The sequence below is a fragment of the Tundrisphaera macrotermitis genome, from assembly GCF_051175315.1.
Lineage (GTDB): Bacteria > Planctomycetota > Planctomycetia > Isosphaerales > Isosphaeraceae > Tundrisphaera.
On record NZ_CP195100.1, the window covers coordinates 2,017,231 to 2,040,033 of the forward strand.

The 22,803-nt window shown below is 70.7% G+C and carries 21 protein-coding genes; 8 read left to right on the plus strand and 13 right to left on the minus strand.

Annotated features, from left to right (window positions below; genetic code table 11):
* Positions 1–109: 109 nt before the first annotated feature.
* On the plus strand, positions 110–4,252 hold the full coding sequence (locus TA3x_RS08215; RefSeq protein WP_435020094.1) for a serine/threonine-protein kinase: 4,143 nt from the start codon (positions 110–112) through the stop codon (positions 4,250–4,252).
* Positions 4,253–4,262: 10 nt separating this feature from the next.
* Complete coding sequence (locus tag TA3x_RS08220) at positions 4,263–5,630, plus strand: serpin family protein (protein ID WP_435020096.1); 1,368 nt, start codon at positions 4,263–4,265, stop codon at positions 5,628–5,630.
* A gap of 57 nt (positions 5,631–5,687) precedes the next feature.
* Here the strand turns inward: TA3x_RS08220 and TA3x_RS08225 are convergent, their stop codons facing one another.
* From TA3x_RS08225 to TA3x_RS08235, 3 genes are read right to left on the minus strand one after another with little or no spacing between them, the layout of a single operon-like run.
* Positions 5,688–6,086: an HNH endonuclease gene (locus tag TA3x_RS08225; RefSeq protein WP_435020098.1), complete on the minus strand. Its 399-nt coding sequence runs from the start codon at positions 6,084–6,086 to the stop codon at positions 5,688–5,690.
* A gap of 3 nt (positions 6,087–6,089) precedes the next feature.
* Complete coding sequence (locus tag TA3x_RS08230; RefSeq protein WP_435020100.1) at positions 6,090–6,362, minus strand: hypothetical protein; 273 nt, start codon at positions 6,360–6,362, stop codon at positions 6,090–6,092.
* Between the two features lie 58 nt (positions 6,363–6,420).
* Positions 6,421–6,870 (minus strand): response regulator, encoded by a 450-nt coding sequence (locus TA3x_RS08235; protein WP_435020102.1) that lies wholly within the window; start codon positions 6,868–6,870, stop codon positions 6,421–6,423.
* Positions 6,871–7,311: 441 nt separating this feature from the next.
* Here TA3x_RS08235 and TA3x_RS08240 point away from each other — a divergent pair, with 441 nt between their 5' ends.
* Entirely contained in the window at positions 7,312–7,704 is a 393-nt protein-coding gene (locus TA3x_RS08240; RefSeq protein WP_435020103.1) for an H-X9-DG-CTERM domain-containing protein, read from the plus strand.
* 41 nt (positions 7,705–7,745) lie between these two features.
* Here TA3x_RS08240 and TA3x_RS08245 read toward each other — a convergent pair whose 3' ends face one another.
* Both TA3x_RS08245 and TA3x_RS08250 read right to left on the minus strand, forming a co-directional pair.
* The gene (locus tag TA3x_RS08245; RefSeq protein WP_435020105.1) at positions 7,746–9,137 is read right to left on the minus strand and encodes a sigma-54-dependent transcriptional regulator; all 1,392 of its coding nucleotides are present in this window, start codon (positions 9,135–9,137) and stop codon (positions 7,746–7,748) included.
* Positions 9,134–10,543 (minus strand): two-component system sensor histidine kinase NtrB, encoded by a 1,410-nt coding sequence (locus TA3x_RS08250; protein ID WP_435020107.1) that lies wholly within the window; start codon positions 10,541–10,543, stop codon positions 9,134–9,136. The genes TA3x_RS08245 and TA3x_RS08250 overlap by 4 nt, the downstream gene beginning before the upstream one ends.
* Positions 10,544–11,040: 497 nt before the next feature.
* Between TA3x_RS08250 and TA3x_RS08255 the strand changes: the two genes are divergently transcribed.
* Positions 11,041–11,901, plus strand: coding sequence for a hypothetical protein (locus TA3x_RS08255; RefSeq protein WP_435022319.1), 861 nt, complete (start codon positions 11,041–11,043; stop codon positions 11,899–11,901).
* A 55-nt stretch (positions 11,902–11,956) separates the two neighbouring features.
* On the opposite strand, the gene TA3x_RS08260 is transcribed toward TA3x_RS08255, so the two are convergent.
* The gene (locus tag TA3x_RS08260; RefSeq protein ID WP_435020109.1) at positions 11,957–13,165 is read right to left on the minus strand and encodes an aldo/keto reductase; all 1,209 of its coding nucleotides are present in this window, start codon (positions 13,163–13,165) and stop codon (positions 11,957–11,959) included.
* Between the two features lie 100 nt (positions 13,166–13,265).
* On the minus strand, positions 13,266–14,285 hold the full coding sequence (locus TA3x_RS08265; protein ID WP_435020111.1) for a DUF3500 domain-containing protein: 1,020 nt from the start codon (positions 14,283–14,285) through the stop codon (positions 13,266–13,268).
* Between the two features lie 255 nt (positions 14,286–14,540).
* Between TA3x_RS08265 and TA3x_RS08270 the strand changes: the two genes are divergently transcribed.
* Positions 14,541–14,960 (plus strand): hypothetical protein, encoded by a 420-nt coding sequence (locus TA3x_RS08270; RefSeq protein WP_435020113.1) that lies wholly within the window; start codon positions 14,541–14,543, stop codon positions 14,958–14,960.
* A 390-nt stretch (positions 14,961–15,350) separates the two neighbouring features.
* Positions 15,351–16,133, plus strand: a complete 783-nt coding sequence (locus TA3x_RS08275) for a gamma-glutamyl-gamma-aminobutyrate hydrolase family protein (protein ID WP_435020115.1) — start codon at positions 15,351–15,353, stop codon at positions 16,131–16,133.
* A gap of 62 nt (positions 16,134–16,195) precedes the next feature.
* On the opposite strand, the gene TA3x_RS08280 is transcribed toward TA3x_RS08275, so the two are convergent.
* From TA3x_RS08280 to TA3x_RS08290, 3 genes are all read right to left on the minus strand, one after another.
* Positions 16,196–17,134, minus strand: a complete 939-nt coding sequence (locus tag TA3x_RS08280; protein ID WP_435020117.1) for a hypothetical protein — start codon at positions 17,132–17,134, stop codon at positions 16,196–16,198.
* Positions 17,135–17,292: 158 nt separating this feature from the next.
* Positions 17,293–17,784 carry a hypothetical protein gene (locus tag TA3x_RS08285; RefSeq protein WP_435020119.1) on the minus strand — a complete coding sequence of 164 codons (492 nt, stop codon included), beginning with the start codon at positions 17,782–17,784 and terminating at the stop codon, positions 17,293–17,295.
* Between the two features lie 11 nt (positions 17,785–17,795).
* Complete coding sequence (locus TA3x_RS08290; RefSeq protein ID WP_435020121.1) at positions 17,796–18,263, minus strand: hypothetical protein; 468 nt, start codon at positions 18,261–18,263, stop codon at positions 17,796–17,798.
* 218 nt (positions 18,264–18,481) lie between these two features.
* On the opposite strand from TA3x_RS08290, the gene TA3x_RS08295 reads away from it, so the two are divergent.
* Positions 18,482–19,990, plus strand: a complete 1,509-nt coding sequence (locus TA3x_RS08295; RefSeq protein ID WP_435020123.1) for a radical SAM protein — start codon at positions 18,482–18,484, stop codon at positions 19,988–19,990.
* Positions 19,987–21,219, plus strand: coding sequence for an alpha/beta hydrolase family protein (locus TA3x_RS08300; RefSeq protein ID WP_435020125.1), 1,233 nt, complete (start codon positions 19,987–19,989; stop codon positions 21,217–21,219). Before TA3x_RS08295 ends, TA3x_RS08300 begins: the two co-directional genes overlap by 4 nt.
* A gap of 45 nt (positions 21,220–21,264) precedes the next feature.
* Here the strand turns inward: TA3x_RS08300 and TA3x_RS08305 are convergent, their stop codons facing one another.
* The 3 genes from TA3x_RS08305 to TA3x_RS08315 form a co-directional block, all read right to left on the minus strand.
* Positions 21,265–21,831 carry a hypothetical protein gene (locus tag TA3x_RS08305; protein ID WP_435020127.1) on the minus strand — a complete coding sequence of 189 codons (567 nt, stop codon included), beginning with the start codon at positions 21,829–21,831 and terminating at the stop codon, positions 21,265–21,267.
* A 229-nt stretch (positions 21,832–22,060) separates the two neighbouring features.
* Positions 22,061–22,486 carry a hypothetical protein gene (locus TA3x_RS08310; protein WP_435020129.1) on the minus strand — a complete coding sequence of 142 codons (426 nt, stop codon included), beginning with the start codon at positions 22,484–22,486 and terminating at the stop codon, positions 22,061–22,063.
* 17 nt (positions 22,487–22,503) lie between these two features.
* The gene (locus TA3x_RS08315) at positions 22,504–22,791 is read right to left on the minus strand and encodes a hypothetical protein (RefSeq protein WP_435020131.1); all 288 of its coding nucleotides are present in this window, start codon (positions 22,789–22,791) and stop codon (positions 22,504–22,506) included.
* Positions 22,792–22,803 lie beyond the last annotated feature (12 nt).

The window sequence follows — 22,803 nt, forward strand, 5'->3', positions numbered from 1 at the left end:
GCGGGCCGGGGCCGGCCGAGCTTGCAATGGCCGGCCGTCGCGGGTCAACTGGAGTCCGGGCTCGCCCGCCCATCCCCCGAAGGCCCATGTCCGTCCAGGAGCCGCCCCCATGTCCGAACCCTCGACGCTGCGCGAGCCGGGGGACGCCCCCGATCCGGCGACGATCGTCCGGACGCTGATGACCGAGCAGCGGTTCCTGTTCCGGGGCGGCTACGGGATCTCGGTGGAGGACTACATCGACCGGCATCCCTTCCTGGCCCAGGACCCCGGGGCGCTGCTCGACCTGGTCCGTAACGAGATCAGCCTCCGGGGCGAGGGGGGAGAACACGCGACGCTCGACGACTACCGGTCCCGCTTCCCCGGGCTCGAATCGTCGCTCAGCGACCTGTTCTCCGCCCCGGAGACGGCGCCGGGCCCGCCCGACGACCTCCCCTCGACCGACCCGGCCCCGCCCACCCGGCCGGCGACGCCCGCCCCGGCGGACCCCTGGTGGCCGGCGCTGGACGGCTACGAGGTCCGGGGCGTGCTGGGGCAGGGGGGCATGGGGATCGTCTACCTGGCACGCGACCTGCGCCGGGGCGTGGACGTCGCGGTCAAGACGATCCGCAACGTCGACGCGGCGGCGGTGTCGCGGTTCAAGCGGGAGTTCCGCTCGCTCCAGGACCTCTCGCACCCGAACCTGGTGGCGCTCCACGAGCTGATCTCCGACGGCCACACCTGGTTCATCGTGATGGAGTACGTCGCCGGCCGGACCTTCCTGGACCACATCCGCCAGGACACCGGCCCGAAGGCCCCGGCCGCGCCGATCGGGCCCGACCCGGCGACGCGGGCCCGGCTCCGGGGGGCGTTCCGCCAGCTCGCCGAGGGGCTGATGGCGGTCCACGCCCGGGGCAAGCTGCACCGCGACATCAAGCCGTCCAACGTCCTGGTGACGCCCGAGGGGCGGGTCGTGCTGATGGACTTCGGCCTGGTGACCGGCGGCGACGACGACTCGCGCAGCCGGAGCACCGGCGGAGGCGGCGTGGTGGGCACCCCCGCCTACATGGCCCCCGAGCAGGCCACCGGGGTCGGCACGACCGAGGCCAGCGACTGGTACAGCGTCGGCGTGATGCTGTACGAGGCCCTGACCGGCCGCCTCCCGTTCCTGGGCGGGATGCTCCAGATCCTGATCGACAAGCAGAGGTTCGAGCCGCCCCCGCCCCGCGAACTCGCCCCGGACCTGCCCGGCGACCTGGACGTGCTGTGCGAGGAATTGCTCCGCCGCGACCCGCACCAAAGGCCGACCGGCGCAGCGATCCTGGGCCGGCTGGGCGGGCCGAGCCCCGACTCGGGTGACGACTCCCGGCCGTCGTCGGAGCCCCGCTCGTCGCGCGGGTCGGACTCGATCTTCGTGGGCCGCGCCGCCCACCGCGCGGCCCTGGAGGACGCCTTCGCCGCCCTGGGGCGGGGCCGGCCCGTGGCGGTGTTCCTCCGGGGGACTTCCGGTGTCGGCAAGAGTTCCCTGGTCCGCCGGTTCCTGGACGGCCTGGGGGGCGACGCGCTGGCCCTGGCCGGTCGGTGCCACGAGCGCGAGTCGGTGCCGTACAAGGCCCTGGACGGCCTGATCGAGTCGCTGGCGCAGCACCTCCGGCGGCTCCCCCCCGATGAACTCCACGCCGCCCTGCCGCGCGACGTGGCCGCGCTGGCCCGGGTCTTCCCGGTCCTGCGCAGGGTCGAGGCGATCCGCAACGCCCCCGGCCGGGGGACCGACATCCCCGACCCCCAGGAACTCCGCCGGCGGTCGTACGCGGCCCTGCGCGAGATGCTGGCGCGGATCGGCGACCGGAGGCCGCTGGTCCTCTGGATCGACGACCTCCAGTGGGGCGACCCGGACAGCCTGCCGGTTCTGTCCGAGGTCCTGCGCCCGCCCGACCCGCCGGTGCTGCTCCTGCTGTGCGGGTTCCGCAGCGAGGAGGTCGAGGCCAGCCCGTTCCTCCGGGGCCTGCTGGCCGACCCGTGGGAGGGCGTCGATTGCCGGCACCTGGAGGTCGGCCCGATGGCGGCGGCCGAGGCGTCGGTGCTGGCCCGGCAGATGCTGGGCGACTCCGCCACCGAGCGGCAGGTGGCGGCCATCGCCCGCGAGTCGGGCGGCAACCCGTTCTTCGTCGCCGAATTGGCCCGGTCGCTCCAGGCCGGCGGGCCCGACCTCGCCGAGGGGGCGCCGGCCACGCCGATCACCCTGGACGACGTCCTCTGGTCCCGGATCCGCCGCCTGCCCGACGACGCCCTGCGGATGCTCCAGGCGGTGGCCGTGTCGGGCGGGCCTTTGTCGCCGTCGGTGGCCTGGCGATCATTGGGCCTGGCCGGCGACGAACGGGCGGCGCTGGCGGTCCTCCGCGCCGGGCGGATGATCCGCGCCGCCGGGGGGCCGGCATCCCCGGACGGAGAGCGGGTGGAGACCTACCACGACCGGATCCGCGAGGCCGTGGTGGCCCGGCTCGCCCCCGAGGACCTGACCGCCTGCCACCGCCGGCTGGCGCAGGCGCTGGAGGCGGTGGCCGGGTCCGACTTCGAGGCGCTGGGCGTCCACTTCCGGGGGGCCGGCGAGCCGGAGAAGGCGGGCGCCTACTTCGCCCGAGCCGCCGAGGGGGCGGCCCGCGCCCTGGCCTTCGACCGCGCCGCGAAGCTCTACCGGCTGGCCATCGAACTCCTGCCGATGGGCCGGGAGCAGGAAAGGGGCATCCGGGTGGCGCTGGGCGAGGCCCTGGCCAACGCCGGTCGCGGGGCCGACGCCGCCCGCGAGTTCCTGGCCGCGTGCGACGGGGCGACCGTGGCCGAGGCGTTGGAACTCCGCCGCAAGGCGGCCATGCAGCTCCTGATCAGCGGGCACATCGACCGGGGGCTGGAGACGCTCCGCGACGTGCTCGCGGCGGTCGGCCTGTCGCTGCCGGCCACGCCCCGGCGGTCCTTGATCTCGCTAGTGATCCATCGCGGCCTGCTGCGGCTCCGGGGGCTCCGGTTCCGCCCGCGCGACACCAGCGAGGTGGCGGCCTCGGACCTGACGCGGATCGACGTCTGCTGGTCGGCGGGCATCGGCCTGAGCAACGTCGACTGGGTGCGCGGGGCCGACTTCCAGACCCGGGGCCTTTTGCTCGCCCTCCGCGCCGGGGAGCCCCGCCGGATCGGCCGGGCCCTGTCGGTCGAGGCGGCCCAGTCGGCCACCGGCGGCCTGGCCACCCGGGCGCGGACGGCCCGGCTCCTGGCGCAGGCCGAGGCGTTGTCCGAGGGCGACAACCACCCCTACGACCCCGGCATGGTGATCCTGGCCCGGGGCGTGTCGTCCTACCTGGAGGGCCGCTGGGCCGACGCGGTCGAGCACTGCGACCGCGCCGACGCCCTGTTCCGCGACCGCTACACCGGCGTGGCCTGGGAGCGCGACACCGCCCACGCCTACGCCCTGTGGGGGCTTAGCCACCTGGGCCGCTGGGGCGAATTGTCCCGCCGCTTCCCGGTCCTGATCGCCGAGGCCCGCGAGCGAGGCGACCTGTACGCCGAGATGAACCTGAGCACCTACATCCTGGCCATCGTCCGCATCGGGGCCGACCGCCCGGGCGAGGCCCGCGAGGAGATCCGCCGGGTGATGTCGCACTGGTCCGGCGACGGCTACCACGTCCAGCACAACGACCAGGTCTGGGCCACGATCCTCCTGGACCTCTACGAGGGGGACGGCCCGTCGGCGTGGCGGGCGATCGTCGGCCACTGGCCGACCTTGTCGCGGTCGCTCTTGCTCCAGGTCCAGTTCATCCGGGTGGCCATGTACGGCCTCCGCGCCCGCTGCGCGCTGGCCGCCGCCGGCCGCGCCTCCGACCCGAACGGCGGCCCCTGGCTCCGCTCCGCCGCGCGCGACGCCGCCCGGCTCGATCGCGAGGGCACCCCCTGGGCCATCGCCCAGGCCCGCCTGGCCCGCGCCGGCATCGCCGCCCTGCGCGGCCGCGCCGACCTCGTCCCGAACCTGCTGCGCGAGGCCCGCGACCGCTTCCGCGCCGCCGACATGGAGATCTGCGCCGCCGTGGCCGACCTCCGCCTCGGCGAAACCCTCGACGACGACGCCCTCCGCCAGGAGGCCCACGCCCGCCTCGTCGACCGCTCCGCCCGCCGCCCCTCCCGCGTCGCCGACCTGTTCGCCCCGGGCTTCGGCCGGCCCGACCGGCCCGAGTTGGGGGTCATTCCGTCACCACCGAATGCCTTCGATCAAGGACCACGCGAACGGTGAGGACAGGCCCATGATCCGACCGATCTTCGCACGACGGCCACGCCCTTCGGGACTATCGGGACGATCGCTCGCCCTCCTGCTGACGGTGGCCGCGCTCGCCGGTTGCGAGCGGTCCAGGAAGCCCGTCGCGATCATCCCTCCTCCGGCCGCGCCCGCGTCGTTGCCGCTGTTCCGGCCCGCGATCGAGGCGCGAGAGGATCTGCCTGCGATCGTCCGGGCGAACAACGCCTTCGCCGTGTCGCTCTATCAGAAGCTGAGGGATCGCCCCGGCAACCTCCTCGTCTCGCCCGCTTGCCTCTCGGCCGGGCTGGCCTTGCTCCATGCCGGGGCCCGGGGCGAGACGGCCGAGCAGATCGCCCGCGTGCTCCACCTGCCTGGCAACCTCGCACACCCCGACCGGGCCCATGCCGCATTGATCCGGGCCCTCAACGCCGACGCCGAGGATCGTTCCTATCAGATCCGCCTGGCCAACGCCGCCTGGATCCAGGAGGGGCAGCCCCTGCTCGACTCCTATCGATCGACGGTCGAGGATGTCTTCGCGGCCGGATGCGACCGCGTCGACTTCACCGGCCATCCCGCCGAGGCCTGCCGCACCATCAATGCCTGGACGGAATCGCGGACCGGCGGGAAGCTCGCCGGGATGCTCCGGCCCGCCGACCTGCCATCACGCACCCGGCTGGTCCTGACGACCGGCCTCTTCCTGCGGGCCAACTGGAGAAGGCAGTTCCACCGGGAAAGCACGAGGCCGGAATCCTTCCGCGTGTCGGCTGCCGAGTCGATCGACGCCCCCATGATGCACGATCATTCTTATTCATCGATCCAGGGATACTTCGACGGCGGGACATTCCAGGCTTTGGACCTGCCCTGCGGGACTCGCGGCGAATTCGCGATGACGGTGCTCCTCCCCCGGGAGGTCGACGGGTTGGCCGACCTCGAAGCCTCGCTCACGCCGGAGGCCCTGGCGTCGTGGTGGCCCCGGTTCCGTCGGCCCGAGGAGATCATCATCGCCCTGCCGAAGTACCGGATCCGCGCGGACCTGATGCTCGCCCCTTTGCTTTCAGCCCTGGGGATGCCCGCGGCGTTCGCCGAGGGCCGGGCCGACTTCTCGGGCATCGACGGCAAGGGTAGCGACCTGTACCTCGCCGCGGCGAGGCATGCGACTTTGCTCGACGTCAACGAAGAAGGGATCGAGGCGGCGGCGGTCACTCACTTCATCAACCCCGATGCCTTCGGGGAGGAGCCGCCGGTCATCCGCGCCGACCACCCGTTCCTGTTCCTGATCCGCGACACCCGGTCGGGGTGCGTCATCTTCCTCGGCCGGGTCGCGAACCCGCTGGATCAGGGAGGCACGGGAGCGGGATCAGAGGAAGGGCCATAAGCAATTCGCCCCGTGCCGCCGCGCGATACGACCGCTCCGACTCGGCAGGCAGACGGATCAGAGGCTCTCGCCCGCGGCGATCAGCAGGGCGCGGAGTTCGAGTCGCCTCGTCTCGTTCATGCCGAGGACGTGGACGGTCGCGCGGCCGATCGGTGTCAGGCCGACGAGCCGGTAGGCCTGGAACGCAAAGTGCTCCTCCCATACATGGCGGCGGGGATGGAACAGGGGGACGTGCTGCCCGCGGTCCGGGTCGATCCCGCTCAGGTTCGGCCCCTTGAATGAATTGCAGCGGGCGCAGCTCAAAGCCAGGTTGTCGAGGGAGTCATCGCCGCCGTGCTGCCTGGCGATCACGTGCTCGATGTGGTGGGCGATCGCGACATGCACCTGGTGGAGGCGGCAGTATTCGCAGCGGTTCCCGGCACGCTCGCGGATGAATGCCCGGACATCCGCATTCATCGATCAATCGCCGTCCTGCATCGCCAGGAATCGCTTCGCCTTGAGCTTCAGGATGGCGATGATATCGGCGATCTCGACGTAGCTCTGATACTCGTCCCGTTCCTCGCCGGTGATCGACCCCTGGTTGGCTTTCTCACCGAGCGTTTCGACGCGGGCCTCGGTCTCGGCGTCCATTTTCCAGGCGAGCACCCGGCGGGCCGCCTCTTCATTGAGGCAGCCGCTGAACTGATCCAGCATCCGGTCCATCGCCGTGACGGCGGCCACGCTGTTTCCCATGAGTGACATCCTACCAATCGGACCCCAGGCCGGCGAGGGACGATCGGATCGGCTCCCGTCAGCCCGCCGCGCGGGCCGGGCGGTGGCGGTCGAGGAGGTCGATCAGGGCCTCCGGGTCGACGGGCTTGACCAGGTGGTGGTCGAAGCCGGACTCGCGCGAGCGGCGGAGGTCGTCGTCCTGGCTGGCGCCGGTCACGGCGACCAGGAGGACCGGGCGCGCGGCATGCCGTTTCCTGAGCCGGCGGGCGACCTCGTGGCCGTCGAACCCGGGGAGGCCGATGTCCAGGAGGATCACGTCCGGGTCGTGGGCCGCCGCCGCGTCGATCGCCCCCGGGCCGTCGTGGGCCAGCGACATCTGGTGCCCGCAGCCCTGGAGGAGCCGGGACATGAGGCGGGCGCCGACCACGTTGTCGTCCACCACCAGCACCCGGAGCGGCGACGGCACGGGCCGGTTCTCGACCCTGGCCGGCGGGGCGATGGTCAGGGGGACGTTCAAGTTCGCGATCATGGGCTCACCTCCATGTTCCTGGGACAGATCGTCGTCCCCGCCCGATCCGGTCGGGCCCGACGCCGCGACGGGATGATCCCGCCCCGGTTCTGTCCTCGGCCACCTCGCCATCCCGTCCGGAAACCTTACCGACCATCGGCCCGCGGAAACAAGCCCGGGCCCCCCCCGACCGAGGGGCTCGCGCCTCCCCGACGATTCGTTATCGCCGAAGTCTCTTCGCTTTCGGTCGAATCCAAAACGGCACGAAACCGCACGAATTCGCCCCCCCCGGACGACGCAGCGACCTCCTCGCGGGGCAAACTTCCTTGACCCGGTCATTCTTGGCTTTTCTTCATGCGACTTTCCCGTCATGCATCAGGAGCCATCCATCTTCCCGCCCGATCTCGGCCTCCCCGGGATGCGCCGCACGACGGGCCGGGCCACGCCGTCAGGACCGACCCCATGCTCAGGGCGAAATCACTCCGCTCCTTCATCGCCGGGATCTCCTTGGCCGGGGCGGCGACCGGGTGCGGGGAAGGCCCGCGCGACGACCTGCCCCGCGAGCTGATCGCCCTGCTCCTGCCCAACAACCCGCTCACCGACGTGTTCACCTCGGCGACCTGCGTCCCCCCGCCGCCCGGGTCGCCCAGAAACCCGCTCAATCCGCCCTGCATCGTCTGGCTGACCGCCGCCGCCCCGTCGGTGTATGGCGCCCGCAGCCGCCACACCGGCGGGCTGAACGTGGTGATGGCCGACGGCAGCGTCCGGTTCATCAAGAACACGATCAGCTACAACACCTGGATGGCCCTGAGCACCACCCAAGGGGGCGAGATCATCAACGCCGACGCCCTCTGATCCGGCCGACCGGGGGGCCGGCCCCCCGCCCCCCGATCGCCTCACGGCTGCAGGTCGTACTCGCGGATCTTGTCGAACAGCTGGCGGCGGCTGATCCCGAGCCGCTCGGCGGTCTGGGTCCGGTTGCCTCCGCAGGCCAGCAGGGCGCGGCGGATCGCCCGCCGCTCGACCTCGGCCAGCATCGCCCGCAGCGGGACCGACTCGCCCAGGTCCCCGGCCGCCGGGACGGCCGGGCCCGCGTCCGTCTCCGGGTCGGATTCCAGGTGCTCCGGCAGGATCGGCCGGCCCCTCGATGCGATCGCGGCGCGGGCCAGGGCGTTCTCCAGCTGGCGGACGTTGCCCGGCCAGGGCCGGCCGGTGATCGCCGCCAGGGCCTCGGGCGACAGCGACAGCCCGGCCCACCCCTGGCGCTGCTCGACGCGGCGGAGGATCTGCTCGGCCAGCGGGGCGATGTCCTCCGGGCGGTCGCGGAGCGGCGGGATCGCGATCCGGGCGACGTTGAGCCGGTAATACAGGTCCTCGCGGAACCGGCCGGCGGCGACCTCCTTGGGCAGGTCGCGATGGGTGGCGGAGATCACCCGGGCGGTCGAGCGGAGCGTCTCGGTCCCGCCCACGCGTTCGAACTCCTTCTGCTGGAGCACGCGGAGGATCTTGGCCTGGGCCGACGGAGGGAGTTCGCCGACCTCGTCCAGGAAGATCGTCCCGCCCGCCGCCCGCTCGAACCGGCCGGGACGCTGGCGGTCGGCGCCGGTGAAGGCCCCGCGCTCGTGGCCGAACAGCTCGCTCTCGATCAGCCCTTCGGGCAGGGCCCCGCAGTTGACCCGGACGAACGGGCCGGCGGAGCGGTCGGAATGGCGGTGCAGGGCCGACGCGACGAGTTCCTTGCCGGTGCCGCTCTCGCCGACGATCAGGACCGTGGCGTCGGTCGCGCTGGCCATGCCGATCGCCTTGAACACCGCCCGCATCGCCGCGCCCCGGCCGATCAATTCGGGCTCGGCATCGGCGGGCGAGGCCGGCTCCTCGGCGGCCTGGGAGCGGAGTTCCCGGACCTCGAAGGCCAGGGCGCGCTGCTTCAGGGCCCGCCCCAGGGTCAGCAGCACCTCATCCAGGTCGAACGGCTTGGAGAGATAATCATACGCCCCGCGCCGCATCGCCTCGATCGCCGGGGCCGACCCGCCGAACGCGGTGACCACGATCACGGGCAGGTCGGCGAGCATCGGTCCCAGCTCGGCCAGGACTTCCAGGCCGTCGCGGCCGGGCATCTTGAGGTCCAGGAGCACGGCGTCGGGCCCGCCGTCCCGGATCCGGGCCAGCGCCTGCTCGCCGTCGGCGGCCTCCAGGGTGCGGTAGCCCTCGGATTCGAGGAGTCGGATCAGGTTGCGGCGGATCGTCCGATCGTCGTCGGCGACGAGCACCGTGGCGGGGGCATTCATCGGGGGGATTCTCCGTCGGTCGCGGCCGGCAGGATGATCGTGAAGGCGGCCCCGGCCCCGTCGCCCCGGTTGGCGCCCCGGAGGTCCCCCCGGTGGGCCAGCGCGATCTCGCGGGCGATGGCCAGGCCCAGGCCCGTGCCCTCCGCCCGGGTCGTGTAGAACGGCTCGAACAGGTGGGCCATCGCGTCGGCGTCGAGCCCCGGGCCGGTGTCGGCCACGCACGCCTCCACCCGCGCGCCTTTCGCGTCCCGGCTGGTGGACAGCCGCAGCACCCCGCCTTCCGGCATGGCGTGGATGGCGTTGGTCGTCAGGTTGCGGAAGACCTGGATCAGGGCGGGCCAGGCCATCGCCACCGGGGGGAGGCCCGGGTCCAGGTCGAGTTCGACCCGCACCCCCTGCGCCTCGGCCGGGGCGCGGGCCAGGCGGGCGGCCTCGACCACCACGGCGTTGAGGTCGCCGGGGGCCAGGTCCTGGGAGTCGGCCCGGGTGAACTGGAGCAGCCGGCCCACGATGCCGTCGAGCCGATCGACCTCGGCGAGAACGTCGTCGATCGATTCGTCGTCGGGACCGATCCCGCGCCGCCAGAGCTGGGCCGACGATCGGATGCCGGCCAGGGGGTTGCGGACCTCGTGGGCCACCCCCGCCAGCAGCTTGCCCAGGGCCGCCAGCCGCTCGGACCGCCTCAGCTCGACCTGGAGCCGGGCCCGATCCGCGGCCTGCCGGCGGACCGTCCGCGTCAGCCCGAGCGTCATGAGCAGGGCCAGGGCCAGCCCCCCCAGGGCCAGCCCGGCCGCGAGCTGGAACCCCCGGAACGACCGGTCCAGGAACAGCGGGTCGGCCAGCCGGGTCATGGTCCAGGTGGCGGCCACCGGACGGCCGTCGATCCGCACGGGGGCGGTGCGGATGGCCACGATGCTCGGGGGCACGTCCTCGACCACCAGCAGTTCGCGGCCGAGCCGGATCGACGCATCGGCCTGGATCTCGATCAGGTCGGACTCGCGGGGCGGGGGGCCATCGGGCCCGCGCCGGTTGTGTCGGCGCTTCCCCGGGGGATGGGGCGGCTCGGTCGGGAACGCGGCCCCGAGGAACCTCCGATGATCGCGGAGGAAATAGCCCCCCTCGACGCCCTCGAACGGCCGGAGCGCGTGGGCGGACACCTCGCGGAGCCGCCGATCCAGCTCATCCCATTCCTCCCGGTCCAGCTCGAAGAACCCCCGGGGGACGTCCCGCAGCAGGTCCTTCCCCTGATCGGCCAGCCCCACGCCGGCCCGCGCCAGGACGGTCCCCGCCGTCGCCCGCCGCCGCTCCCGGCCGACCACCGCGGTGCTGGTGGTCAGCAGGGCCGCCAGCGCGGCGACGAACAGGGCGACCACCACGCCGACCTGGATCCGAATCGGCACGCGCATCGTCTCCGGCCCCCTTCGCCCAGCCTTCCAACCCCCATCGTACAGGTGCAACCGCCGGACCGGGGGAGGAATCTGCCCCGATGGGTGTGCCTTTTGATTTTGGCGATGTGGTCTTCGGGTGGCTGTGGTTGGCTTGCCAACCACGGCGCCGACGAGCCCTCCTCGGCCATCGTCGGCCGGCATGGAAGATCCGCGACCCGGTGCCTCGCGGGCCATCATCTCGGGATCGTGGGCGCCGGCGCCGTGGTTGGCAAGCCAACCACAGCCACCCAGGACCGCCAAGGCGATTACCAAAATCAAAGGGCACACCCTCCCCGATCGCGGGCGGAGGCGGCCCGCCGGCCGGGCGATCGGGCGGAAAGCCCCCGCGGGGCGGGGGGGATCATGCCCAGGATCGGGGGCGGCCGGGGCCGAAACCGGCCGAATCGCGGGGTTTTCGCCCCGGCACGACGTCTGCAATGGTCCTCACCGGAGCGTTCGGATCGAACGCCTTGAATGTGACGCACGACCACAGCCCCGGAGAACGGACCATGATGCTGCTCAAGCTCCTCACGCTGGGAACGACGAGCCTGCTGGGCGTCGCCCTGGCCTCCGCGATGCCGCCCGGCGGTCCCGACGACGATCCGCCGCCCCCGCCCCACAAGGCGAAGAAGGAGGACCGGGCCAAGAAGGATGGGCCCGGACCCGGCGGCGAGCTGCGGAAGACCTACGACCTGCTCCGCCGCCTCCGCGCCGACGGCCGCCCCGCCGGCCGCCCCGAAGAACGCCTCAAGGACTGGACCGAGCGATCGGTCAAACTGTATCGCGAGGCCATCAAGGCCTCCGAGAAGGGCGACGAACGGCGGTCGCACGAACTCGGCATCGCGGCTCACGACCTGGCCCGCGCCGTCGACCACACCCGGAACGCCTCCACCTATGCCCCGGACGACGAGTTGCCCCCGCCCCCGGGCCCCGGCGGCCCCGAAGGCGAGGATGATCGGATCCGCCACGACCTCCGCCGCGCCCACGAGCGGATCCTGGCCCTGGCCGACGGCGACGAGATCGAAGCGAAGTTCTTCTACGACGCCTCGAAGGACCTCTACAACGCCGCCCGCCGCGACGCCGAGGCCGGCCGCATGGGCCGCGCCGGGGAACTGGCCCGCGCCGCCGAGGCCCTGACCCACGTCCCCGAGCACCTCACCGCCGCCAACGACGAAAACGGGCCCAGGTTCGGCCCCAGGGAGAAGCGCGACCGGGATGATCGGCCCGAGCCGCCCAAGGGGAAGCGTGACCGAGGCGACCGCCCCGAGCCGCCCCGCGAGAAGCGCGACCGGCCTCGCCCCGACGGCGATCGCGAGCTTCCGCCCCCGATCGACTGAACCCGGAACGGCCCGCCCCCGGCGCCACCGCGCCGGGGTGCGGGGACTCCGGCGATCAGGCCGGGCGAAGCTCGACCTTGATCCCGGCCAGCGACAGGTTGTCCTTGACGTGGGATTCGTCCCAGAGGTTGGAGATGACCGCCGCGATCCTCGGGTCCTGCAAGGCCCAGAGGTACGCCTTCCTCGGGGCGTTCCAGTCGCCCTGGACGATCCGCTCGACCTTGGCGACCCGCCATTCGGGCACCGGCTGGAGCGGCTTGTGGTGGGTGGCCACGGCGTGGGCCGCCTTCATGGCGATGATGCCCACCCCCTTCGCCGAGGCGTGGCCGATGGCCGCGTCGACGTAGCCCCCGTTGATGACGTTATACGCCACCATCGCCGCGTCGTAGCGGCCCGAATCGGCCGCGGCGCGGAGGGTGCCGGCCGGGTCGTTGTGCGAGGTCACGCCCAGGAACCGGACCTTGCCCTGCTGCTTCAGGTCGGCGAAAGTCGCGTGGATCTCCGGCGAGGCCAGGTCCTCGGCCACGTCGGCGCCGTGGGGGCACATCAGGATGTCGAAGTGGTCGGTGCCCAGCCGCTTCAGGCTCCCTTCCAGCGACTCGACGATGGTCTTCCGCAGCTCGGGGCTCCCTTCGACCTTGGAGCCGAACTCCGGCTGCATGGCCGCGCGGAGGTAGGCCCCCTCGAACGCGCCCGGCTGGCCGGGGAAGTAGGTGAGGAAGTAGCCGGGCTGCTCCAGCCTCCGCTCCGCCTTGATCTGCTTGGCCCGCTCGCGGATCGCCGCCTGCTTCGCCTCGGGCAGCCCCTTGAGGATGTCGCGGTAGAGCCGGGTCCGGACCCGGTTGTAGTCGCTGACCTTGGTGGTCAGGAAGACCTTGTCCCGTTTCGAGGGGGATTCGGCCAGGAGCTTGCCGTAGGCCTTCTCGGTGTCCCCCTTGTTGTAGGCGGGGGCCATGTCCAGGTAGTTGAGCCCCATCTCCAGGGCGCGATCGAGGTGTTTGTAGTTCTCCAGGGTGATCGGGTCGCCGCCGCAGACCACCTCGGAGATCATCAGCCCGGTGCGGCCGAGCCGGCGATAGGCCATGTTGGGCTGGCGGTTCCGCCACTCGACGCCCGGCGCGTCGTCGGCCGGGGCGGCCTCGGCGCGGCCGGTGCGGGCGGCCGGCGACGCGGCCCCGAGCAGGAAGGCGGTCGTCCCGGCCTGGAGGAAGTGGCGGCGGTTGGGCCCGGACGGGTCGGGCGTGGGGGGTTGGGTGCGATCCATGGGGGATTCCTCGGGGATGGCGTGGTTGACGCGGATGCTGGGCCCTTGTGCCCCTCCAACCGGCAAACCCCGGGCCGCCACCCCCGATCTCCGGGCCGGATCAGGCGGACGGCGGGGCCTTGCGGGCGATGTTGACCCAGGTGTGGACGTGCGGCGAGCCGTGGAAGAACCAGGCGAAGGCCGGCCCTTCCAGCTTCCAGATGTCCCAGACCTTGTCGTCGCCGATGTCGCCGTCCTTGAAGAAGGTGAGGCGGAGCTTGTCGGCCCCCCCGTTCTCGCGGAGGCATTCGTTGACCTCCTCGACGTCGAAGGCGCGGAACGGGCTGGTCAGGTCCTTGAGAAGCTTCTGGACCATCTCCTTCTGCTGGCCGTCGAGGTCGGCGACCGCCAGCCCGGGGGCGTCGGGCCGCTCCCCCCGGAGCCGGATCGAACGCGGGGAGTCGGGCTCGGCGGTGGAGACCAGGGCGCGGTCCTTCTCCTTGTCGTCCAGGCTGGCGAAGATCGCGTTGGCCTGCTGACCCTGATACCACCACACGTTGTCGGTGTGCTGGCTGTCGTCGTTGCCCGAGCCGGTGGCGTCGTGGCCGTAGAAGATCGGCCCGCCGAAGGCCACGCCGTCCACGCTGTTGCCGTCGGCGCGGACCGTGACGTGCCGACCGGTCAGCACCCATTCGAACGGCTTGGCCGTCCCCGGCTCGCCGAAGACGGCGACGTGGTAGTTGTCGAACCCGCCGGCGTCGTCCTCCATCTGCTTCTCGAACCTGCCGAAACCTTCCTCGCTGCACAGGCCCTTGAAGACCTCGCGGCACAGGGCCTTCTGCTCGGTGGAGAGGTCGCTGATGGCCGGCTTGACGATCGCCCAGTTGTTCTGGACCTGCGACCGCTTGGGGTCGTCGAACGGGAAGCAGATCAGCTTCCTCTGCTCATCCTTGAGCGTCGCGTAGAACCGCGACACGGCGGTTTCCGCCGGCGCCTTGGGGGTCGGGCCGACCGCGACGGCGGCCCCCCCATCGCCCCGCGCCCAGTTCGGCAGGATCAGGGGGCTGGACGCGGCCACGGCGGCCTTGACGAAATCGCGGCGCGAGACGGCCGCGCCCGGGCTCGGATGGGCCTGTGCCATGAGCGGAACTCCTGGATTCGATCCGGACGAGGAACGGCCATCGATTGCGACCTTGCGCCGCACGACCTCCGTCCACGGTATGTCGGCGGTCGGGACCCGTCAAACAGAATCCCGGCCGTCGCGCCCCCCCGCTTGCCCGCCGCCCCGCCTCCCCGGAGAATCGGCAGAAACCCCGGATCATCCCGCCCGGAGACGGCCGCCGCTCACCCCGAGGGCGGATCGGATCGACCGGCCGGGCCCGATGGAGTTCAGCCCATGCGCCTGCCCCGCCCGCGGATCACCGTGCGACGCCTGATGATCCTCGTGGCGGCCGTGGCCATCCTCCTCGGCGCCCGGGCCGAGGTCGCGCGGCTCCGACGCATGAGCCGCGATTACTATGTCGAAGCCATGCTCTTCGGGATGCAGGAGCAGATCGCGCAAGCCAACGCAGGCCGCACCCGCGAGGCCTGGCTCGCCGAGGTCCGGGAGATCGAGCGGGCCAACGGCGAGGGCGGCATGCGGATGGGGAGGCGCAATTTCGACCTGTTCCCGCCGCCGCCCCCCGCCGTCGAGAAGCAGTCGGCCGAGTATTACGGGAAGATGAGGGCCAAGTACGAGCGGGCGTCCCGCTACCCCTGGCTCCCGTTGCCGCCCGACCCGCCCGAGCCCCGGTGGACATCGGATCAAGTCCCCTGAATGTTTCCCAATCCGGGGGAGTGGGAGGCCGGCTTCCGATTTCCGGGGGAACCGAAAAACCACTTATTTTTGGCCTTGTTCGCGGATTTTCGCTTGAGTCGGGCTTGCCTGATCGATAGACTCCACCCCATCAGAACGACGCGGCCGCCGAGACGCAAAGGATTCGTCGAGGCCCCGCGGGTTGACCCGACATCCCGATGACGGGATGACATCGAGCTCTCCGATCGCGGCGAGGCCCCCCGGGGTTCGCCGACCCGATGACCCCCACCCCGCCCCCAAGATGGTGGCTTCTTGCGGACGGCCGAGTTGCTCGGGCGTCGCGACGCAGGAATGCATGGGATGGTAAGGACGAACGGATTTCGATCGAGCCACGCAAGCACCAAGGAAGGGATGCCCACGATGGTCACCAACCGCCCCCTCATCGGGATCAATGCCGAGCACCTCGCCCCCGCCAAGGGAGGCGCCCCGCGCTCGATCGTGCACTCGGGCTACTACGAGTGCCTGCTCAGCGCCGGCGCCCTGCCGATCATCATCCCGCCGCTGACCAAGGAGCATGACCTCGCCCACGTCCTGGATCGCCTCGACGGCGTGGTCCTGGTCGAAGGCGACGACATGAGCCCCACCCGGATGGGCATGACCCCCCACCCGTCCATCAAGACGATCAGCGATCGCCGCGAGAACCACGACCGACTGCTCTGCCGGATGGTCGCCGAGCGCAAGATGCCGACCCTGGGCGTCGGCCTGGGCATGCAGGAGCTGAACGTCGTCCACGGCGGCACGCTCTACCAGCACCTGCCCGAGGACCTCGCCCTCAAGGGCTTCCCCCACCGCGACCCCCAGGGCGGCGCCCACCGCCACATCGTCGTGATGGAGAAGAACTCCAAGCTCAAGGCGATCTACGGCGAAGGCGAGATCTGCGTCAACAGCTACCACCACCAGGGCATCCGCAAGGTCGCCCCCGGCTTCCGCGCCGCCGCCCTGGCCCCGGATGGCCTGATCGAGGCGATCGAGTGGACCGGCAAGGATTGGTTCTGCGTCGGCGTGCAGTGGCACCCGCAGAACGAAGGCAACATCTCGCTGGACACCCAGCTGATCGACGCCTTCGTCGCCGCCGCCTCGCAGGGCACCCCGGCGGTCGCCGAGAAGACGCTCAAGCTCGCCAAGGCCGGCTGAACCGACCGATGCGAACGGGCCGACGCCGCGATCCCTCCGGATCGTGACGCCGGCCGGTCGCCTCACGGTTCGGAATCGAGCAGCGCCTCGGCCACCTTGTTGGCCGTGGCCGACAGCGCCTTGTGGGCCTCGTCGGGGGTCTTGTCCCCCGCGTCGTCGCGGGCCAGCATCGCCACGAAGACGATCAACTTGCCGTCCGGCGTCTCGCGCCAGCCGGAGCGGACGCTGGTGATCGGGACATTCTCCAGCTCGCCATCCTTGAGGTAGGTCCGGCCCCGGTGGGGATCGGCCTTGACGATGATCGACCCGCGGATGGCGTCGATCGTCGCCGGAGCGACCCCGACGAGGCTGCGCGACGCGATCCGCTGGAACACGGCGGCCAGCGCGGCCGTGGTCGCCTCGTTGTCGCCATACGTCTTGCGATTGGTCAGCATGTAGCGCCGGACCCGGATCGGCTCGAAGGCGGCATCGCGCGCCGCGATCGCGCGGGTCGTGGCCTCGGGTCCGCCCAAAAGGGCGATCGAGGCGTTGGCGGCGGCGTTGTACACCAGGTTCGTCGCCGGGATCGCGCCCATCATGACCCCGCCGATCCGGCGGACCGTCGCCCCCGCCAATCCCTGGCGGATCTCGTCCCGCTGCTTGGGCGGGAAGTGGGCGATCGCCGGATGGTCATCCTTCAGGATCGCGTCCAGCCCCGGCGCCGGCCGATCCAGCGCATCGGCGTATCGGGCGAACAGCTCGACCAGGATCGCCGTCTTGATGGCGCTGGCCGTGGGCATCACCGCGTCGGGCTCGCTGGCGAACCGCGCCGGCCCCGTCGCCCCGCCCACCCACAGCCCGGCCCGGATTTTCCCGTCGTGCTTGGCCAGCACCTCCCGCGTCGCCTTCTCGACCGCGGGCGCACTCTGGGCTTCGATCTCTCCGATCCCGCCGCCCAGAACCAGGGCCGCGCCGAGGATGCGGGGCGACCAACGCTTCACTTCCGACCAGCGTGCAATCATCGGCATCATTCCTCCGGGTCGCATTGCATCGAGCCACCCGGGCAATGTACCTCCCCCCGCCGCGTGGCGACACCATCCTGCATGCGAGTCCCCGACCGATGCGACCACGGCCGCGGGCCCAACCCCGCCTCCGATCGGTGCGGCCCATCGGCCGTGGATCAAAGATCCTGGCCGGCCCCAGATCCACCGCGGCCCGACGTCGGCTTGGAGTCTCTACCGGAGAGAAATCGCCACATGAACGAGTACCAAATTGTCATCCAAACAACCATGAAAACGGATTGCCCCATGCTTTCAGCGAGCAATGACCGGAATGGACCGGGCGTGTTCGACTTGATCACCGGGTTCAGGAACAAGAATATCAGGATGAAAAATGATATGGGTTTCTGAGAATCCCTCAGCCGGTTGATCAGGAGGAAGATGGCCCAGCCCGCCATCCCGGAGAGGGTGGCGGCGGTCGCCTTCCTCAGTGCTAACGCCTCGCCACAACCATAGAAAAGGCTGGACGCAAACCCATGAATCCACAGGAGAAAGGGGAGGACCAGCGTCATGAACCGATCCGCCGCCGGATCCACGCGACGATCGCCATCCCTCACATCGTCTCCCCTGCGTTCCGGAAGGCTGATCGTCCGATCCGAGTCGCTCGTGACCATCAGCGTCATTCCTACGGGTGGCCTGGGATCTCGCCCATCTTCGGATCACGATCCGCCCGGGATGCCGGCGATGCACGGCGGCCGGACTGCACGGCCCGCCCTATCAGGCGATTCATCACGCTCAAAATGACGGCGAGCAAGACGGACACGACGACGCCGTGGGCCAGCATGGGCAGGAACGGCCAGGGCGTCCTCGTCGGGTTGAGCAACGACACATTGGCGGCCGCACAGCCGATGAAGGAGTTCAGCCAGTAGGTCTGCGGATTCCTCGACCGATTGATCAGGAGATAGGCAAGCCAACCCGCCATCCCGGAGAGAGCGTAGGCGGTCGCCTTGATCAGGGCCGACGGCGTTTCGCAGCCCATCAGGAACCGACTGCCGAGAAATCCCTGGCCCCACAGCAGGATCGGGAGACTCCAGGTCAAAACCCGGAGCGGAGGGAAGATCGCCACCGGATCCGCGCGTCGCTCGCCATCCATCGAAGGATTCCGCTCCCCAGAACCGCCAGCCCGGGCGTCCGACCATCGATCCGGCATGGCTGCGATCTTGGATGGTACATCCATCTCTCGAAACAATCGACATCTCGAATTCGCACCGACCTCCGAAATCCCGGTTAATCCTCGGCGCGCGATGCGGCCCGGAGGGAAGGGCGGGCCCGGCCCGCCGCGATTTCCTCGGATCGACCGGAGCGGATGCGATGCGAATCCTCCTGATCAACCCGCCGTACCAGACGATCACCTCGAACCACGGGGTCGGGCATCAGGTGCCGCTGGGGCTGCTGATGGTCGGCGGGCCGTTGATCGACGCGGGGCATGAGGTGCGGCTGCTCGACGCCGAATGCCGCCGTCTGGGCGATGCGGCGATCGTGGCCGAGGTCCGCCGATGGGGGCCGGACGCGGTGATGACCGGCCATGCCGGGTCGACCCCGGCGCACCCGTCGTGCATGGGCATGCTGCGGGCGATCAAGCGAGAATGCCCCGGCGTGGTTACGATCTATGGCGGCGTTTATCCGACCTACCATGCCGCCCAGATCCTCGCCGACGAGCCGGCCGTCGACCTGATCGTCCGCGGGGAAGGGGAGGCCACGGCGCTGGAATTGGTGCGGGCGCTCCAGGACGACACCCCGCTGCGCGAGGTCGCCGGGCTGGCGTTCCAGGACGGGGAGGAGGTCGTCCTCACCCCGACGCGGCCCCCGATCGCCGACCTCGACGCCTGGCGGACCGGGTGGGAACTGATCGAAGATTGGGACGCCTACCAATGCTTCGGGCTGGGCCGGGCGGCGATCGTCCAGTTCTCGCGGGGCTGCCCGCACCGCTGCACCTACTGCGGCCAGCACGGGTTCTGGGTCAAGTGGCGGCACCGCGACCCGGTCCGGCTGGTCGACGAGATCGAATGGCTGTGCCGCGTCCACGGCGTCCGGTTCATCACCCTGGCCGACGAGAACCCGACCACCTTGCCCGGCGAGTGGCGCCAGTTCCTGGAGGAGCTGGCCGCACGCCAGCTTCCGGTTCGCTTCTTCGCCACGATCCGGGCGTCCGACATCGTGCGCGACCGCGACATCCTCCCGCTCTACCGCGAAGCGGGACTGCTGTACGTCCTGATGGGAATCGAGTCGACCAGCGAGGAGGTGCTTCGCCAGGTCCGCAAGGGCTCGACCACCCGCGACGACTTCCGCGCCTGCCGGCTGCTCAAGGAGCACGGGATCTTCTCGATCATCGGTCACATCGTCGGCCTGGAGGACGAGACCCGGGCCACATTCCGCACCGCCCTCCGCCAGCTCCGGCTCTACGACGGCGACTACCTCAACGCCATGTACGTCACCCCCCATGCCTGGACCGCGTTCGGCCAGGAATCTTCGGGCCGCCGGGTCGTCCAGCCCGACCAGTCGAAGTGGGACTACCGCCACCAGATCCTATCGCAAACCCACCTCAAGCCCTGGCAACTATTCCTGGAGACCAAGTGGCTCGAACTCCGATTCCACCTCACCCCCGCCCGGGTCTGGGCCCTGCTCTGGGACCGCGACCGCGAGCGGCGCCAGCAGCGCCGCTGGGTCGTCCGCCACATCGGCCGGGTCTGGCTCGCGGAACTGCTCGAACTCTGGCCCCGGCCGGGGTCGACCCCGTTGCCATCGCCGATCCCTTCTGTTCCCATCAGGGCCGGTCGATCGGGTGAGGCGGTCTCCGCGGGCCTGGGTGGTGTTCCATGACGAGCCTTCGATCCTTCCTCATCGCGGCAACGATCGGCGGCGCGGCCTGGTCCGCGCAAGCCGACGGCCCCCCGGCGCGTAAAGCACCGGCCGACCTGCCCGAGATCAAAAAGCTGCCCGACCCGTTCACCTTCCAGGACGGCTCGAAGGTGAAGGACCGGGCCGACTGGCCGCGCCGGCGGGCCGAGTTGCAGGGGCTGTTCCAGGACTACGAGTACGGCCACCTCCCGCCCAAGCCCGAGTTCATGACCATCCTCCGGGGCGAGCCCAAATCCGACGAGACCGCGAAGGTGGTCCGGCAAGACCTCGACGTGACCCTCAACCACGCCGGCAAGTCGCTGACGTTCCATGTCGCCCTCACCTTGCCGGCCGGGGCCGACGGCCCGGTGCCGGCGGTGATCCAGAGCACGTTCGGCCCGCCCCGGGGAGCGACGCCCGCCAAGGCGCAGGGCAAGGCCCAGCCCGCCCCGCGACCCGACCGGCTGGCGGTGTTCACCGACCGGGGCTACGCGGTGGCGGAGCCGAGCTTCGTGGAGTTCGCCCCGGACCGCAAGGACCACGACCGGACGGCCGGCGTCTACGCCCTGTTCGGCCCGGACATCGACTGCGGGGCCCTGATGGCCTGGGCCTGGGGCGTCTCGCGGACGATCGACGCGCTGGAGCGGGACGACCGGATCGACGCGAAGAAGATCGTCGTCACCGGCCATTCCCGCTACGGCAAGGCGGCGCTCCTGGCGGGGGCGTTCGACGACCGCGTGGCGCTGACCGTCCCCAGCCACTCGGGCAGCGGCGGGGCGTCCCCCTATCGCTTCATCTTCGGCAAGGCCGAGCAGCTCCACAACGCCGCGACCGCCTTCCCCCACTGGTTCCGCCCCGGCTTCGCCGAGTTCATCGGCCACGTCGACCGCCTCCCGATCGACCAGCACGAACTCCGGGCCCTGGTCGCCCCGCGCCCCCTGCTGGCCACAGAGGGAACACAGGACACCTGGATCAGCCCCCAGGGCTCGCAGCTCACCCACCAGGCCGCCCGCAAGGTCTACGACTTCCTGGGCGCCCCCGACCGCATCAGCATCCGCTTCCGCCCCACCGGCCACATCCCCAGCAACGAAGACCTCGTCGACTTCGCCGACCATCTCTTCCGCAACAAGCCCCTCCCCCCCGAGTTCAGCCAGCTCGCCTACCCCGAAGAAACCAACGCCTTCGACTGGGATGTTCCCCAACCGAGATGATCCCGCGGCATGATCGAGCACATCGGGGATTGCATCATCAGGAGATCATGCCTCGCCCCGGATGTCTTCCAGGAACCAGACCGAGCCGGGCAGATACAGTCCCGCTGCTTCGACAATCCTCGCTTCGACCCTCTCGACGCTGCCCTCCGGCGGCCCCCACAGTTGCTCCATCCGTTCGGCACACTCCCAGGCCGATCGCCCGCCCCAGAATAGATCGTTCACCGCATCCGAATCGGCGTGGATGGCCATGAAGCTGGCCCCGAGCACGCGGGCGATCGTCCGGAAGGCGAGCAGATGGACTCGTCGCATCGCCTCGTTTGCGAGGAATCCCCGCCACCTGCCCCCGGTGCGGACTCGCGCCGCCGAGGCCGTCACGCTCAGAGAAAGGCTCCCGGGCCCGTCGAAGCAGCGCAAGCCCGGCCGCCGCGGAGACTCCGGGATGGCCTCCCAGGATTTCTGCGGGATGTGGGAGCCATCCGGCTCCGACGTCAGCCAGAAATCACACACCGCCCCTGCGGCTACGAGCGTGGCCTCCAGCCTCGCGAGGATCTCGCCCACGTCTCGGAAGTCGGGCAGGTCATGGTCGATCAGCAGGTTGATCCTGGTGCCCATGGTCCTTTGCCACCCCCGGCGACACCGTCGGTTCGACACGGCCGACGAAGTCATGAAAGGCCAGCCCGGCCGAGCTTCACGGCCGGGTGGCAGGGGTTTCGGCGCAGCCGACCCCGGTCGATGAGTCGTCAGAGGGGGCGGTCGGCGGTCGGGCGCCGGGGTCGGCTGCGCCGAAACCCCTGCCACCCGGGCGCATCAATCAGCACAATCCGTCATATCCAGACAGGAACTAGGAATTATCGCCGGAATTTCCGAGGAATATCGCGATCGACTTCTCGACCCATGAGTATCTGGTCTCGATCCGTCGGGCCTCCGCGATGAATTCCGCATCCCCCAGGAACTCCGGATCGCCCACGACCTGATCGAGGATTGCCTCCAACACCTCGTCCTTTGATGTGCGGAATGGCAGGCGCAAGACTTCCAGAATGGCCCCCACGCGGCCGGGCAGTTGGGATCGAATGATCAGTTCCGCCCCATATCGAGCGATCGACTCATCGGTCTCGTCAACCTGGGTCTGCAGAATCTCGACGATCTTCCGGAGCCCTTCCTCCCCGCAGCCCCGGACGAAGTCGACGTAGAACTTGTCATCCGTCTGCTGAGAAATCATTGCACCGTCGCGGATCATCTCCAACATCAGATCCGGATTGGGTTGCATCGACGTTCTCCCTTTCGCTAAACCTCGCCCAGGTTGAGCCAGGTGCGGCCGACGGACTCGGTGACGAGGACCGAGAACCGCCGGCCGGATTCGTTGGCCGCGCGGCAGGCGCGTTTGAGGACCTTCTGGGTGGTCATCTCGGCGACGAAGTTGTATTCGCCCGAGGGGAGCCGGAAGGCGGCGCGGGTGTTGGCCTCGACGACGGTGCGTTCGAAGCCCTCGCGTTCCATCGCCGCGTGGAGCCGGGCGAAAGCCTGGGGGTCGGGCTTGTCGAGCAGCTCCACGCGGACGGTGAAGGTGGCCATCGTCGGCCTCCG

What these genes read in the sequence shown, in the direction of transcription:
- TA3x_RS08215 (WP_435020094.1), top strand. Translation starts at nt 110, where the DNA reads ATGTCCGAACCCTCGACGCTGCGCGAGCCGGGGGACGCCCCCGATCCG.
- TA3x_RS08220 (WP_435020096.1), top strand. Translation starts at nt 4,263, where the DNA reads ATGATCCGACCGATCTTCGCACGACGGCCACGCCCTTCGGGACTATCG.
- TA3x_RS08225 (WP_435020098.1), bottom strand. Translation starts at nt 6,086, where the DNA reads ATGAATGCGGATGTCCGGGCATTCATCCGCGAGCGTGCCGGGAACCGC.
- TA3x_RS08230 (WP_435020100.1), bottom strand. Translation starts at nt 6,362, where the DNA reads ATGGGAAACAGCGTGGCCGCCGTCACGGCGATGGACCGGATGCTGGAT.
- TA3x_RS08235 (WP_435020102.1), bottom strand. Translation starts at nt 6,870, where the DNA reads ATGATCGCGAACTTGAACGTCCCCCTGACCATCGCCCCGCCGGCCAGG.
- TA3x_RS08240 (WP_435020103.1), top strand. Translation starts at nt 7,312, where the DNA reads ATGCTCAGGGCGAAATCACTCCGCTCCTTCATCGCCGGGATCTCCTTG.
- TA3x_RS08245 (WP_435020105.1), bottom strand. Translation starts at nt 9,137, where the DNA reads ATGAATGCCCCCGCCACGGTGCTCGTCGCCGACGACGATCGGACGATC.
- TA3x_RS08250 (WP_435020107.1), bottom strand. Translation starts at nt 10,543, where the DNA reads ATGCGCGTGCCGATTCGGATCCAGGTCGGCGTGGTGGTCGCCCTGTTC.
- TA3x_RS08260 (WP_435020109.1), bottom strand. Translation starts at nt 13,165, where the DNA reads ATGGATCGCACCCAACCCCCCACGCCCGACCCGTCCGGGCCCAACCGC.
- TA3x_RS08265 (WP_435020111.1), bottom strand. Translation starts at nt 14,285, where the DNA reads ATGGCACAGGCCCATCCGAGCCCGGGCGCGGCCGTCTCGCGCCGCGAT.
- TA3x_RS08270 (WP_435020113.1), top strand. Translation starts at nt 14,541, where the DNA reads ATGCGCCTGCCCCGCCCGCGGATCACCGTGCGACGCCTGATGATCCTC.
- TA3x_RS08275 (WP_435020115.1), top strand. Translation starts at nt 15,351, where the DNA reads ATGCCCACGATGGTCACCAACCGCCCCCTCATCGGGATCAATGCCGAG.
- TA3x_RS08280 (WP_435020117.1), bottom strand. Translation starts at nt 17,134, where the DNA reads ATGATTGCACGCTGGTCGGAAGTGAAGCGTTGGTCGCCCCGCATCCTC.
- TA3x_RS08285 (WP_435020119.1), bottom strand. Translation starts at nt 17,784, where the DNA reads ATGGTCACGAGCGACTCGGATCGGACGATCAGCCTTCCGGAACGCAGG.
- TA3x_RS08290 (WP_435020121.1), bottom strand. Translation starts at nt 18,263, where the DNA reads ATGGATGGCGAGCGACGCGCGGATCCGGTGGCGATCTTCCCTCCGCTC.
- TA3x_RS08295 (WP_435020123.1), top strand. Translation starts at nt 18,482, where the DNA reads ATGCGAATCCTCCTGATCAACCCGCCGTACCAGACGATCACCTCGAAC.
- TA3x_RS08300 (WP_435020125.1), top strand. Translation starts at nt 19,987, where the DNA reads ATGACGAGCCTTCGATCCTTCCTCATCGCGGCAACGATCGGCGGCGCG.
- TA3x_RS08305 (WP_435020127.1), bottom strand. Translation starts at nt 21,831, where the DNA reads ATGGGCACCAGGATCAACCTGCTGATCGACCATGACCTGCCCGACTTC.
- TA3x_RS08310 (WP_435020129.1), bottom strand. Translation starts at nt 22,486, where the DNA reads ATGCAACCCAATCCGGATCTGATGTTGGAGATGATCCGCGACGGTGCA.
- TA3x_RS08315 (WP_435020131.1), bottom strand. Translation starts at nt 22,791, where the DNA reads ATGGCCACCTTCACCGTCCGCGTGGAGCTGCTCGACAAGCCCGACCCC.